The 14,197-nt window shown below is 64.8% G+C and carries 10 protein-coding genes; 7 read left to right on the plus strand and 3 right to left on the minus strand.

Features of this window, described 5'->3' with window-relative positions:
• Window positions 1–2: 2 nt before the first annotated feature.
• Together rnhA and dnaQ are read left to right on the plus strand one after the other, a co-directional pair.
• Entirely contained in the window at window positions 3–470 is a 468-nt protein-coding gene (rnhA, locus tag VJ673_RS19205; protein ID WP_324127765.1) for a ribonuclease HI, read from the plus strand.
• Window positions 471–518: 48 nt separating this feature from the next.
• Entirely contained in the window at window positions 519–1,250 is a 732-nt protein-coding gene (gene dnaQ / locus VJ673_RS19210) for a DNA polymerase III subunit epsilon (protein WP_324127766.1), read from the plus strand.
• Between the two features lie 9 nt (window positions 1,251–1,259).
• Here dnaQ and VJ673_RS19215 read toward each other — a convergent pair whose 3' ends face one another.
• On the minus strand, window positions 1,260–2,015 hold the full coding sequence (locus VJ673_RS19215; RefSeq protein ID WP_324127767.1) for a fused MFS/spermidine synthase: 756 nt from the start codon (window positions 2,013–2,015) through the stop codon (window positions 1,260–1,262).
• Window positions 2,012–4,555, minus strand: coding sequence for a DNA mismatch repair protein MutS (gene mutS / locus VJ673_RS19220; protein ID WP_414635676.1), 2,544 nt, complete (start codon window positions 4,553–4,555; stop codon window positions 2,012–2,014). Before mutS ends, VJ673_RS19215 begins: the two co-directional genes overlap by 4 nt.
• 441 nt (window positions 4,556–4,996) lie before the next feature.
• Between mutS and VJ673_RS19225 the strand changes: the two genes are divergently transcribed.
• The 4 genes from VJ673_RS19225 to VJ673_RS19240 all read left to right on the plus strand — a co-directional run bounded on the left by VJ673_RS19225 (window position 4,997) and on the right by VJ673_RS19240 (window position 11,054).
• The gene (locus tag VJ673_RS19225; RefSeq protein ID WP_324127769.1) at window positions 4,997–5,164 is read left to right on the plus strand and encodes a hypothetical protein; all 168 of its coding nucleotides are present in this window, start codon (window positions 4,997–4,999) and stop codon (window positions 5,162–5,164) included.
• 133 nt (window positions 5,165–5,297) lie between these two features.
• Window positions 5,298–8,459: a PAS domain S-box protein gene (locus VJ673_RS19230; RefSeq protein WP_324127770.1), complete on the plus strand. Its 3,162-nt coding sequence runs from the start codon at window positions 5,298–5,300 to the stop codon at window positions 8,457–8,459.
• A 31-nt stretch (window positions 8,460–8,490) separates the two neighbouring features.
• Window positions 8,491–8,910 (plus strand): response regulator, encoded by a 420-nt coding sequence (locus VJ673_RS19235; RefSeq protein ID WP_324127771.1) that lies wholly within the window; start codon window positions 8,491–8,493, stop codon window positions 8,908–8,910.
• Between the two features lie 5 nt (window positions 8,911–8,915).
• Window positions 8,916–11,054 (plus strand): putative bifunctional diguanylate cyclase/phosphodiesterase, encoded by a 2,139-nt coding sequence (locus VJ673_RS19240; protein ID WP_324127772.1) that lies wholly within the window; start codon window positions 8,916–8,918, stop codon window positions 11,052–11,054.
• A gap of 56 nt (window positions 11,055–11,110) precedes the next feature.
• Here the strand turns inward: VJ673_RS19240 and VJ673_RS19245 are convergent, their stop codons facing one another.
• Entirely contained in the window at window positions 11,111–12,793 is a 1,683-nt protein-coding gene (locus tag VJ673_RS19245) for a sigma-54-dependent Fis family transcriptional regulator (RefSeq protein WP_324127773.1), read from the minus strand.
• 477 nt (window positions 12,794–13,270) lie between these two features.
• On the opposite strand from VJ673_RS19245, the gene VJ673_RS19250 reads away from it, so the two are divergent.
• The coding region (locus VJ673_RS19250; RefSeq protein WP_324127774.1) for a PAS domain-containing protein at window positions 13,271–14,197 on the plus strand (927 nt) is incomplete at its 3' end.

A 14,197-nucleotide genomic window follows, 5' to 3' on the forward strand; every position in this document is an offset into this window, starting at 1 on the left:
CAATGGAAGAAGTCGAAAAGGTGGAGATCTTCACCGACGGCGCGTGCAGCGGGAATCCGGGCCCCGGCGGCTGGGGTGCGATTCTGCGCAGCGGGCAGCATGAGAAGGAGATCTGGGGCGGTGAGCCGCAGACGACGAATAACCGCATGGAACTCCTCGCGGTGATCCGGGCGCTCGAACTGCTCAAGCGGCCGGTCGCGGCGCGCGTGCATACGGATAGCCAGTACGTTCAGAAAGGGATCTCGGAGTGGATTCACGGCTGGAAGGCGCGCGGCTGGAAGACGGCCGCCCGCGAGCCGGTCAAGAACGCGGACCTCTGGCGGGAGCTCGATGCCGCCGCAAGCCGCCACAAGGTGTCGTGGATCTGGGTACGAGGCCATGCAGGGCACGTCGAGAACGAGCGTGCGGATGCGCTCGCGCGTCGAGGCGTGGAAGCGGTGCGCGCGCGCGGTGCGGCGGTCCATGGTTAAGGCCGCAGGGCCTGGGTTGTCAGCTGAGTCGTCAGAAAGGAATTTCCAGTGAGACAGATTGTTCTCGATACCGAAACCACCGGCCTCGACTGGCGCAACGGCGATCGTGTGATCGAAATCGGCTGCGTGGAACTGCTCAACCGCAACCTGACCGGGCGTCACTATCACGTCTATATCAACCCGGAGCGAGGCATCGACGCCGAGGCGATTGCCGTTCACGGCATCACCGAGGAGTTCCTCGCGGACAAGCCGAAATTCCGGGACGTCGTCGAGGAGTTCATCGAGTTCGTTCGCGACGCCGAACTGGTGATCCACAACGCCAACTTCGACGTCGGCTTCCTGAACCACGAACTGTCGCTGTTGGCGAAGGAACGGCTCGATACGCTGTGCAGCGGCGTGATCGACACGCTCAAGATGGCGAAGGAGCAGAATCCGGGGAAGAAGGCCTCGCTGGACGCGCTCTGCGATCGCCACCAGATCGACAACGCATCGCGCACGCTGCACGGGGCGCTCCTCGACGCGGAGCTTCTGGCCGACGTTTATCTGGCAATGACGCGCGGTCAGGAGAGCCTGATCATGAGCCTGGACGACGAGCCGGCGGGGATGGGCGGCGCGAGCGACGGCGGTGCGCTCGTGGACCGTCCGCCGCTCATCGTGTTGCGTCCGTCCGATGAGGAACTCGCCGAGCACGAGCGGGTGCTGCAGGAGATCGTGAAGGCGACGAAGGGGCTTTGCCTCTGGATAGCGCCCCCAGCGCCGGCCGAAACGCCGGTCGGCTGACGGGCGCGCTTAGAGGATCAGGCGGCCGCCCGGCAGGCTGCCGGCCTGTTCCAGTCGCGTGACGGTCTGCCTGAGATCGAGCTCCGTCAGTTCCTTGAGTTTGTGTGCGCGGTCGCGCAGTTCGGCGAGCGGGAGTTCGATCCGGTCGCCCTGGGCGGCGAGCGCGACGACGTTTCCGCTGTCGCAGGACGGGAAGGCGATCGCACGGTCTTCGAAGGTCGTGACGATGCGCTCGACGCTGGCGCGAAAGCCCCGCGAACGGCCGAAGAGGTTTACGGACATCAAACCGCGATCGGACAGGCAGGAGCGCGCCGCAGCGTAGAACGGGGCCGTATCGAGCCCACCCGCGCGCGCGTTGCGATCGAAACCGTCGACCAGGATCAGGTCGAATTTCCGATTCGTTTCCATGACGTAACGCACGCCGTCCCCAACGTGGATCGCGAGCCGTTCGTCCTCGTCCGGCAGCTTGAAGAACTGCCGTGCGGCGGCTACCACCCGCGGTTCGATCTCGACGACCTGCATGTGGGTCTGCGGGCAGTGACGGTGGATAAAGCGCGTCAGCGACGCGGCGCCGAGGCCGATGACGAGGGCCGTGCGCGGCCACTCGTCGCTATCGTGCAACAGCAGGCCGGCCATCATCTCGCGCGTGTAGGCGAGCTCGAGCGCGTAAGGGCGCCGGATGCGCATCGCGCCCTGAATCCATTCGGAGCCGAAGTGCAGGTAGCGGACGCCGCCGTCTTCACTGATATCGATCGGCGTGCTCATGACACCATCCGCTTGAGGCTGTAGAGGTGCTCGAGCGCCTCGCGCGGGCTCAGGCTATCCGGGTCGATGTCGGCGAGTGCGGTGAGCACCGGGTGGGAGAGCTTCTCTTCCTCGGGTTCGGGCAAGGCAGCGAACAGGTCCGGTTGCGGGCCGGTGCCGACTTCGCGGTTTTCCAGCGCCCGCAGGCGGCGCTTGGCGTCGCGGATCACGGCGCCGGGAATGCCGGCGAGGGCTGCCACTTCGATCCCGTAGCTCTGGCTCGCCGGGCCCTCCTCAAGCGCATGGAGGAACACGATCCGGTGTGCGTGCTCGACAGCATCGAGGTGAACGTTGGCGCATTCGGGATAATCGCTGTTGAGGCGCGTCAGCTCGAAATAGTGCGTCGAGAACAGTGTCTGGCAACGGTTCTTGTCCAGCAGGTGGCGCGCGATGGCGAAGGCGAGCGCGAGGCCGTCGAAGGTCGACGTGCCGCGTCCGATCTCGTCCATCAGCACGAGGCTTTGCTCGGTTGCGCCATGCAGGATTGCCGACGCTTCGGTCATCTCGACCATGAACGTCGAGCGGCCGGATGCGAGATCGTCGGATGCGCCGATCCGCGTGAAGATCGCGTCCAGCGGACCGATACGCGCCGAACGGGCCGGCACGAAGGCGCCGACGTGAGCCAGCAATGCGATCAGCGCCACCTGGCGCATGAAGGTCGATTTACCGCCCATGTTCGGGCCGGTGATCATGAGCATCCGCCGCGTCGGCGAGAGGCGGCAGTCGTTGGGGATGAAGTTCTCGACCTGTCGTTCGACGACCGGGTGACGGCCGGCGATGATTTCCATGCCGGGTTGGTCGGAGAATTCAGGGCGAACGTATCCGTAGCGGGATGCGGCGTCGCCAAAGGCCGCGAGGCCGTCGAGGCAGGCGAGGGCGCGGGCGATGCGCTGGAGCGTGCCGATGTGCGTCGCGAGCTGCTCAAGCAGTGCTTCGTAGAGCATCTTCTCGCGTGCCAGCGCACGTTCCTGCGCGGACAGTGCCTTGTCTTCGAATGCCTTCAGTTCGGGCGTGATGTAACGCTCGGCGTTCTTCAGCGTCTGGCGGCGGCGATAGTCGTCGGGGACCTTTTCGGCGTTGGCGTGGCTCACTTCAATGTAGAAGCCGTGCACCTTGTTGAACTCGACTTTCAGGCTCGTGATGCCAGTCCGTTCGCGCTCCCGCGTTTCCAGCGCCAGTAGGAACTCACCGCAGTTCGTCTGGATACCGCGCAGTTCGTCGAGTTCCGCGTCGTAACCGGTGGCGATGACGCCACCGTCGCGGACGGCAGCGGCGGGTTCGGCGGCGACGGCCTGAATCATCAGCTGTAGTGCGTCGTCGGGAACCGCCAGCGCGCGGAGAAGATCGGCGAGCATGGAAGACTGCGCTTGTCCGAGTGCATCGTGCAGTTCCGGCAATCTTGCAAGACTGTCCCGCAGCGCCGCGAGATCACGGGGACGCGCGCTGCGTAGTGCAATGCGCGCTGTGATGCGATCGACATCCGCGACGCCTCGCAAGGCGGTACGCGTTTGCCCGAGCATGCGAGTATTGCCGTCGGTCTCGGCGCCAATCAATTCGCCGACCGCCGAGTGCCGGGCCGCGGCGTGAGCACGGTCGCGCAGCGGGTGGTGAAGTGCATGACGCAGCCAGCGCGATCCCATGCTGGTGACGCAGCCGTCGAGGAGTGACATCAGCGTCGGCGCCGGCTCTCCGCGCAGGGTTTCGGTCAGTTCGAGGTTGCGGCGCGTGGCAGCGTCGAGGCGCAGGTATTCGGCCTCGCGCTCGACGCGCAAGCCGGTGACGTGCTCGAGGCTTTGCCTTTGGGTTGCACGCGCGTAATCGAATAGGGCTGCGGCGGCCGCCAGTCCGACGGTCAAGCCTTCGGCGCCGAAGCCGGCGAGATCGCGCGTGCCGAAATGGCCGGTCAGTAGGCGTTCGCCGGTCTCGGCGTCGAACTGCCAATCGGCCAAGCGACGCAGGACGGGCGAGAGCGTCTCGATCAGGGGAAGGGTGAGCGCATCGGGAACGAGCACCTCCGCTGGACGCAGGCGCTCGAATTGCGCCTGGAGTTGTTCCGACGGGCATTCCATGATGCGCAGATCGCCATTGGCAAGGTTCAGCCATGCGAGACCAAGCACGCCGCGATGCAGGTTTGCGGCGAGCAGCAGCGAATCCGACCGATCATCGAGCAGGGCTGCGTCGGTGAGCGTTCCCGGGGTGACGATCCGGCTGACCGCGCGTTCCATCGGCCCCTTGGTCGCACCCGGTTCGCCGACCTGTTCGGCGATGACGACCGATTCGCCCAGCTTTACCAACCGGGCGAGGTATTGCTCCACTGCGTGGAAGGGCACGCCGGCCATCTTGATCGGTTGCCCTGCGGACTGACCGCGCGTCGTGAGCGTGATGTCGAGCAGACGGGCAGCCTTTTCGGCGTCTTCGAAGAACAGCTCGTAGAAGTCGCCCATGCGGTAGAAGAGCAGCGTGTCGGGGTGCTGCGCCTTGATCCGAAGGTATTGCTGCATCATGGGCGTATGACTGCCCAGCGAATCGTCACCAGTCGATTGTTTATTAACGTGTTTTTGCATCACGCCGTGAAAACACCTTGATATGTGAATATGCCATGTATCGGGGTTTGGTGCCATCGAGGCCCGACGATGCCCGTCTACACTTGCCTCTTCGGCGTAGCTTTTTGCGTACCGGGGGCGCTGCCGTTCAAGTGCGAGTTGCCGTCGAAAACGGGCGCTTAGGCCGCTGCTCGACCTGCGATCCAGCCGGCCGCCGGATGCTTTAACGGGGGTGCATGTTACCAGTCCCGACGGAGTCGGGCACGGGACCGGCGTGGATAGTGGCTACCGTCTGGCAGGGGCGGGGCGCCTCGCCGGAGGGTGTCGATAGAGATAGTGAGCCGCGACTGAATAGCCAGCCACTGCCGGTTTTTTTTAGGATTTTCGGATCCGGACCTGATGAAGGCGCTGATGAAGCAGGCGCTGCGGGAGGTGCTGGAATACGCGATCTCAGTCGTATGCGCGGTGATGTCAGATTGCAGGCCCGCGGCCGCTACTGCCGGGGCTCGCCGGTTAGGCCGCTCCCGCCATTTCGCCGGCGAGTCGCTGGACAAGCCGGACGAATAGGTCGAAAGTAATATTTCATTCTTCACCGCGTTCCAGTCCCGGACCGGGCCGGGTTCTACACCGGGCGGCGCGCAGCGACGTGATGCGTGCCGGGCGGCTGACGGCAGGCGGCACCGCCGTTTCTGGGAGGAACATGGACCTCCGACCGTCTTCCGTGCGATTTCCGGGCCCGCTGCCGGTCACCGGCCAGCGGTCGGTGTCGCTACGCGCGGCCCTGCTGCGGCTGGTACTGGCTTCGCTCGTACCCCTTGTGCTGGTGACCGCCGGCTTCCTGTGGTTGCAGTGGAGCATGCATCGCACAGCGGCCGTCGAGGAGCTGCGTGAACGCGTGCAGATGCTGGCGCTGGCGGTGGAGCGCGAACTCGGCATGAATCTGGCGATCCTCGATACGCTCGCCGCGCTGCCCGAAATCGACAGGAGAGACTGGGCCGGGTTCCACCGGGTCGCCGCCGCCGCGATGTCGCCTCACGCGCTCGGTTGGATCGTGCTGGTCGAGCCGTCCGGGCAGATGGTGGTCAATACGCAGGCTCCTGTTGGTGCGCCGCTGCCGAACCTGCTGGAGACGTCTGCGAAGCAGCAGGAGATCGAATGGGAGGGGCGGCACTTGCCTTCCTTCGACACGCGCATCCTGGAGCCGCTGGCCTCGGGGCGCGCCAATGTCACGAGTCTGTTCTACGGTCCGGTGATCGGACGGCCGGTGCTGAGTGCGAGCGTGCCGGTGCTACGCAACGGCGAGCCGCGCTATTCGCTCAACATGGGTTTCACGCCCGACGCACTGGCCGCACTGCTGGCCAGCCAGCGCGGCTCGGGCACCGCAGACGCCGCCGTGGTCGATGCCAACGGCCGGATCATTGCGCGCAATGCGGATCAGGCCCGATATCTCGGCGCCCGGGCCCCGGCCCCTTTCGATCAGGTCGTTGCCTTGGGCCGCGAAGGCGTTGGTGAAGGCAGCAATCTCGAAGGCGTGCCCGTCGTCTATGCGTATCGGCGTGTGGCGCCCGCCGACTGGGTGACCGTGATTGCGATACCTCGTGAGGAAATCCTTTCACCCGTCTTGCGCATGTTCGTTCCGTGGCTGATCGCAACAGTGCTGCTGCTCGGCGCAGCCACCTACCTCGCGCATCGTCTGCAACGACGCATGGCGCTGCCGCTCGCCGCGCTGGCCGCTTCGGCAGAGGCGCTGCAGCGCGGTACCGCCCCCGATATCCCGGATACCCGCATTCAGGAACTCGACACCCTGAGCCTCGCGCTGCGGCAGGCGGCGCAGCGGGAGCGGGAGGTACGCGAGGAGCTCGAACGGGGGGTCCGGGAACGGACTGCCAGCCTCGAGGAGAAGTCGCGGCGGTTGGAACAGACCGCTGCCGCCTTGAGGGCGAAAGAGGGGCAGATGGAGGCGCTGCTCGAAAATACGCCGGCCATCATCTTCATGAAGGATCTCGATGGTCGTTACCTGCTCGTGAACCGCTATTTCGAGCGGGTGTTCAATCTCCGCGGCGAAGGTATCGTCGGCAAGACCTGTGCCGAGCTCTTTCCGCCAGACGTCGCCGAAAGGCTGTGTGAAGACGACCGCCGCGTGCTGGAGACCGGCGCGCCGATGGAAGTCGAGGAAGTCGTGCAGCAGGAAGGCGAGCCGCGCACCTATCTGGCGATGAAGTTCCCCGTCCGGGACGCTGACGGACACATCCTCGCCTTGTGCGGCATCGCCACCGACGTCACCGAACGCAGGCGGACGGGGCTCGAACTGATGCGGACGCTCACCGTGCTGCAGGCGATCCTGGACAGCGCGAGCTACGCGATCATCTCCACCGACACGCAGGGCACCATCCTGACCGTCAACCACGCCGCCGAACGCATGCTGGGGTATTCGGCCGCGGAACTGGTGGGCCGGGCGACGCCGCAGATCTTCCATGACCCGGAGGAAATGGCGCAACGCGCGGCGGCGCTGTCGCGCGAACAGGGCGAACCGGTGAATGCGGGCTTCGAGGTCTTCACAGTGAAACCGCGGCGCGGCCAGCTCGACGAAGAAGAATGGACCTACGTGCGCAAGGACGGCGTGCGCGTTCCGGTACGGATTTCCATCACTGCGCTGCGGGGTGTGCAAGGTGCAATTACGGGCTACCTTGGCATCGCCTCGGATATTACAGAGCGCAAGCGGGCGGAGCAGGCAATGCTCGAGCAAGAGCGTCGCTTTCGCGCCATCTTCGACCAGACGTTCCAGTTCACCGGGTTGCTCACGCCGGACGGCACCGTGCTCGAAGCCAATCAGACAGCGCTCGACTATGTCGGCGCCGAGCGTATCGACGTGGTCGGCCGCCCTTTCTGGGACACGCTGTGGTGGCGCATCTCGCAGGAAGTGCGGGATCGACTGCGGCTGGCCATCGCAGAGGCTGCGCAAGGCAGGTTCGTGCGCTACGAGATCGATGCCCTCGGAGCAAACAACACCATCCGCACCCTGGATTTCTCGCTCAAGCCGGTGTACGACGAGCACGGCGAAGTCGTCCTGCTGATTCCCGAAGGACGGGATATCACCGAGCGCAAGCAGGCCGAAGCCGCCATCGAGCACCTCAACCGCGCCTTGGAGCGGCGCGCGGCCGAACTCGAAGCGGTCAATCGTGAGCTGGAGTCCTTCTCCTACTCGGTGTCTCATGACCTGCGCACGCCGTTGCGCAGCATCGATGGCTTCAGCCAGGTATTGCTGGAGGACTATTCGGATCGGCTCGACGAAGAGGGGCGCGACTCGCTGAGGCGCGTGCGCGCGGCCAGCCAGCGCATGGCGCAGCTGATCGACGACATCCTCAAGCTTTCGCGCCTGTCGCGCGCGGAGTTGCGGCACGAGCCGGTCGACCTCTCGGCCATGGCCCGCGCGGTTGCCGATGAGCTGCGTGAGGCCGATCCGCAGCGCCAAGTGGAATTCGTTATCGCCGACGGCGTCACCGCGACGGCCGATCCGCGGCTGATGCGCGTCGTGCTTGAGAATCTGTTGGGCAATGCGTGGAAGTACACCTCGCACCACCCGCGCGCGCAGATCGAGTTCGGCGTCGAACGGCACGCGGACGGTACCACCGTGTACTTCGTGAGCGACGACGGCGCCGGATTTGACATGGGTTACGCCGGCAAATTGTTCGGGGCGTTCCAGCGGCTGCATACGGCCGCCGAATTTCCCGGCACCGGCGTAGGTCTCAGCAGTGTGCAACGCATTATTCACCGCCATGGCGGCGAGGTGTGGGCGGAGGGTGCGGTGGAGGTGGGGGCAACATTCCGCTTTACGCTCCCCGACGATGCCGCCATCGAGTGACGGGACAATGAAATCCATCCGAAGGCGTGCAATGGAAAACCGAACCGTACTCCTAGTGGAAGACAACCCGGACGACGAGGCTCTGACCCTGCGCGCCTTGCGCAAGCACAACATCACCAGCGTGGTGGTCAAGCGCGACGGCGCTGAGGCGCTGGGCTACCTGTTTGACGGCGATGCGCCGCTGCCGGCGGTGGTGCTGCTCGATCTGAAGCTGCCCAAGGTGGATGGGCTCGAAGCGCTGCGGCAGCTGCGCGCGGATGCGCGCACGCGCATCCTGCCGGTGGTGATCCTGACATCGTCCCGGGAGGAAGGCGACCTGCTCGAAGGTTACGGCTGCGGCGCGAACAGCTACATTCGCAAACCCGTCGATTTCGTCGCGTTCATGGAGGCCGTGCGTCAGCTGGCTGTGTACTGGCTCGAACTCAACGAACCGCCGCCCGCACTGAGATAGCCGTCATGCCCAGCCAACCGCTCAAGGTACTGATCGTCGACGATGTCGAGGACGATGCGCTGCTCATCGTGCGCGAACTGCGCCGCGGCGGCTACGATCCGCTGCCCACGCGCGTCGAAACCGGACCGGCCATGCGCGCCGCCCTCGGTGATTGCAGGGCCTTCGATCTCGTCATCTCGGACTACACGCTGCCGCACTTTTCCGGCCCCGCGGCGCTGGAGTTGTTCAACAGCTGCGGCTGCGATCTGCCGTTCATCATGGTCTCGGGCACCATCGGCGAGGAAACTGCAGTGCGTTTGCTCAAGGCCGGCGCCCACGACTTCATCCTCAAGAGCAATTTCGCCCGGCTGGTGCCTGCGGTGGAGCGCGAACTGCGCGAGGTCGCGGTGCGCCGCGCGCGCCGTATCGCCGAGGCTCGCCTGCGCGAGAGCGAGGAACGCTACGCGCTCGCCGCGCAGGGCGCCAACGACGGCCTGTGGGACTGGGACCTGCGTTCCGGGTGCATCTACTACTCGCTGCGCTGGAAGAGCATGCTCGGTTACGCCGGCGACGAGATTGGCGACGCCATCGAAGAATGGTTCTCCCGCGTGCACGAAGAAGACCGGCCGGCCGTGCAGGCCCGGTTGCAGGCGCACCTCTCGGGCAGCACCGCGCATTTCGAAAGCGAGCACCGCATGCGCAACCGGCGCAACGAGCTGCTCTGGATGCTCACCCGCGGTCTCGCGGTGCGCGACGAGGCCGACCAGCCGTACCGCATCGCCGGCTCGCAGACCGATATTACCGAACACAAGCTCGCCGAGGAGCGGCTGCGCTTCCAGGCCCTGCACGACGCGCTGACCGGCCTGCCCAACCGCACCCTGTTCATGGAACGGCTGCACTGTGCGCTCGCCGGCGCCGGCGGATGCCGCTTCGCCGTGATGCTGCTCGACCTCGACCGCTACAAGATCATCACCGACAGCTTTGGCCACAACGTGGGCGATGCGCTGGTGCTTTCCATCGCACGCACGCTCAAGGCGCGGATCGGCCCGCGGGACACCGTCGCCCGTCTGGGGGGCGACGAGTTCGCGCTGCTCGTCGAGGGGCTGTCGAGCGCCGATGCGGCGATCGACTTCGCCCGCGATTTCCAGGCCTCGCTCACGGGTCCGCTATCCATTGACGGCCACGAGGTATTCACTTCGGCGAGTATCGGCATCGTCATGGGGCCGGGCGATTACGCCACGCCGGAGGAAATGCTGCGCGACGCCGACACTGCCAACCAGCGCGCCAAGGCGCAGGGCAAAGGGCGTTGCCAGGTGTTCGACGCGACGATGCATACTTTCGCGGTCAACCTCTTAGGGCTGGAAACCGACCTGCGCCGGGCGCTCGATCGCGGCGAACTGGCACTCTACTACCAGCCGCTGGTCAATCTCGCCAGCGGCGAAATGGAGAGTTTCGAGGCCTTGATGCGCTGGCGCCATCCCGAGCGCGGTCTGGTGTCGCCCACCGAATTCATCCCGGTGGCCGAAGACACCGGCCTAATCGTGCCTATCGGACGCTGGGCGCTCCAGGAAGCCTGCCGCCAGATCAGCGCGTGGCAGACGCAGTTTCCCCAGCGCCGCCCCAAGGTGAGCGTCAACGTCTCCGCGGTCCAGTTCGCGCAGCCCGACCTCGCCGAGGCCGTTCTTCAGTCGCTGGCCACGGCGCGGCTGGAGGCCCGTTACCTGAAGCTCGAGATCACCGAGAGCGTCCTCATGGACGGCAGCGACGCCGTCCGCGCAATGCTCCAACGGCTGCAGGGCGAGCACATCGAGTTCCTCATGGACGATTTCGGTACCGGCTATTCGAGTCTGTCGTATCTGCACCGTTTCCCGCTGGACATCCTCAAGATCGACGCCTCCTTCGTGCAGAGGATGGACATCGAGGCCCGGCACGATGAAATCGTGCAGGCGATCGTCGCGCTCGCGCGCAGCCTCAACATGGAGGTTGTCGCAGAAGGCCTCGAGACCATGATGACGCTCGCGCGGCTGCGCGAACTGAACGTTGCCTTCGGCCAGGGCTTCCTCTTCTCGCGCCCGCTCGACGCCGAGTCGGCCGGCCGCCTGCTCGCGAGCGGACGAAGATGGAACGGGGGGAGAGGATCGTACGGATCGTCGGCGGGGCAATGATCAGCCCCGACGGTGTCTTGGGCTGACCGGGGAAGGACAGGCCCGAGGGCGTCTCATCAACGTGCTTCAGGCACGACGTCGTATTTGCGAAGCCTGTACACAAGCGTCGGACGGCTGATGCCGAGTGCGCGGGCGGCCTGCGACAGGTTGCCGTTAGCCTCCGCGACGGCAGCCCGCAACATCGCCACCTCCGTTTCCGCCAGTCCCGAGTGTCCGACGGCTGCGGCCGACAGCGATTCCGCTCCCCCCGGTTTGCTGACACGTCCGATGCTGCCGCTGCGCTTCAACATGAAAGCGGTGGTATCGACTTCCTCGCCGCCGGTGAACAGGTGACATAAGTCGAGCGCACCGCCATCCTCGGCCAGGATGACCGCACGTTCTATCATGTTCTCAAGCTCTCTCACGTTTCCCGGCCAGTCGTACGCGAACATCGCATCAACCGCACGTTCGCGGAAGCCGGTGATATGTTTATCGTGCTTGCGGCCCATGCGCTGGAGAAACCAGTTCATCATCAGCGGGATGTCGTCGCGGCGCTCGCGCAGCGGTGGCACCTCGATCGGGAAGACGTTGAGGCGGAAGAAGAGGTCCTGGCGGAATTGTCCGGCCTTGACGGCTTCGCGTAGGTTTACGTTCGTGGCGGCAACCACCCTGACGTCCACCTGGCGCGTGCGGGTATCGCCCACGCGTTCGATCTCACCCTGCTGCAGTGCGCGCAGTAGCTTGCCTTGCGCCGTGAAGCTCAGCGTGGCGATCTCGTCGAGAAAGAGCGTGCCGCGGTCGGCCCGCTCGAAGCGTCCGGCACGAGACGTGGTAGCGCCCGTAAATCCGCCGCGCTCGACGCCGAACAGTTCCGATTCCATCAGATGTTCCGGAATGGACGCGCAGTTCACCGCGACGTATGGGCCCTTTGCGCGTTTGCTAAGACGATGCAGGTTATTCGCAAAGACTTCCTTTCCGACACCGCTTTCGCCCAGGAACAGCACGGTAGCGTCGGTGGGCGCCACCTTGTTGACCATGTGGCAGACCGTGTTGAAGCCGCCGGAGATGCCGACTACGCCGAAGCTGTTCTCGGGTGCGCTGGTGAGCCCGGCGGCGATGCGGCTCGTGGCGGGTAGCGATTCCTCGGCCTGCGGCGCCCATTTGACGAAGTCGCCGATTCGCAGGAAGCGTAGGTCATCCTGGGCGTCATCCCATTCCTCCACAGGCTTGCCCACCACGCGGCATTTGGCGTGCCCCATCCCGCGACATTCGGTCTCCCGCCACAGGATGGGGCGGCCCATGAAGGCGCTGGTATAGCCGCACGCGTAGCCGATCAGCATCCAGCACACCGGTTCGTTGCCGATACCGTAGCCGGCGATGTGGGCCTCCGCCTCGGAGCTGTCCTCGAGATAGAAGTCGCCGAAATAGCGGCCGCGCTGGACGTCGATATCCAGTGCCACCGGCTCGCAATGCACCATGCCCTCCAGCGACACGAGTTGCGGACCGGCCAGGAAGTCGTCGTAGGTATTCAAGCCCGCGCGGACCTTGCGCGCCATCGCCGCGTCTCGCGTGCCGGCCTGGTAGCCGATGCGGGTGATCAGCCCGCGCGCAGTTTCCTTGTCGAGGCTCTCGATCAGCTCCTGCCGCAGCGCGCCAAGCGAGCTGACATGCATCAGCATCATCCGCTGATCGTCGAGCCAGATCCGGCCTTGCTGGGGCGCGAAACGCAGGCGCTTGGCAAGGTCATGGAAAGCCGGCACCCGAATTCCTTTGGAGGTCGCGTGGAGCTCTTGGTGAGTTTGCGCGGGTGAGTCGGGCTCGGGTCCCTGCAGATGCCTTTTCGCCATGATTTCCTCGATCGCGGCCGGCGCCGTTGAAAGAGCTTATGCCTTGCGGCCGGATGAGCGATTGTTCTGTATCAAATAATAAAGAATCCCGAGAGGCTGCAAGCGAACCTTGTTCGAGAGGACGTCGAGGGAATCGATCATTTGATGGAAAAACTCTCCCGATCGACTCGGTCAAATCATCAAATTGCGGCTGTGCTCCGCGAGCTTCTGCCCTTCTGCGTCCCGCAGGAAGGTCTTCTCATCTTCGTTAGTTCGCGGGTTTGGGTGATTTCCTTCCTGAATACCGAGACTCCTGCCCGCCTGATCCACCTCTGGCACGTCTTCTGCTGGGAGCTACCGTCACCCCAGTTGCAAGTGCGGGTCCGTCAAAACCACGAACGGGACATATTAATGAGATCCCCCACGACATTGCTGCGATCGGAGTCCGCGCGCCTCCACCGCGAGAAGACGGTGCTCGTTAGCGATGACGTGTTCGACGTGGAACCCGACGACGAGCAGGGTGAGGATGCCTCGGTCGGCTATGAAGCGATCTTCCGGAATACGCCGGTGGCGATCTGCCACCTGTTCAACCGCAGGATCAGGCGCTGTAACCGGCGATATGAGGAATTGTTCGGGTACGAACCCGGCGAGCTCGACAACCAGTCGGTCGGTGTGCATTACCTGAGCGAGGACTCGTTTTCGACGATCGGTCGGAAATTCGGCCACTTCTTCGAGTCTCATCACACCTTCAAGGACGAGCGGCCGTTCGTGCGCAAGGACGGCACGCTGATCTGGTGCATCGTCACGGGCACCTTGCTCGATCCGGCCAACCCCAAACTCGGCAGCATCTGGGTGGTGCAGGACATCTCCGAGCACAAGCGGATCGAGGACGAATTGAAGGCCGACGTCGAGAAGCTCGAATTCGTCGTGCAGCAGCGCACCGTGGAGCTCAGCCGGCACGTCGCGAGCCTTGAGGAGGAAGTCGCGACGCGCCAGCGCGCCGAGGAGGTCGCGAACGAGAACCGCGAGAAGTACCAGAAGCTCTTTCACATGCTGCCGATCGGCATTTCGATCACCGATGCGCAGGGCGGCATTCTCGAGGCGAATTGCCAATTTGCCGAGATGGTCGGCCTGCGGCGCGCGTCGCCCGAGAACTGGCGGAAACTGCCGCTGCGCTTCTTTCTGCACGATGGAACGGAGATCCCGAGGGATCGCCTGCCGTGGCAGATCCGCGACTTTCAGAAGGATTCGATCAACAACATCGAAATCGGGATGCGCGACGAGAAGGGGCGCAAGCTGCGCTGGCTGAGCGTGAGCTCATCGCCGATCGAGCGCAAG

The sequence above is a fragment of the Aromatoleum sp. genome (genome assembly GCF_035254505.1).
GTDB lineage: Bacteria > Pseudomonadota > Gammaproteobacteria > Burkholderiales > Rhodocyclaceae > Aromatoleum.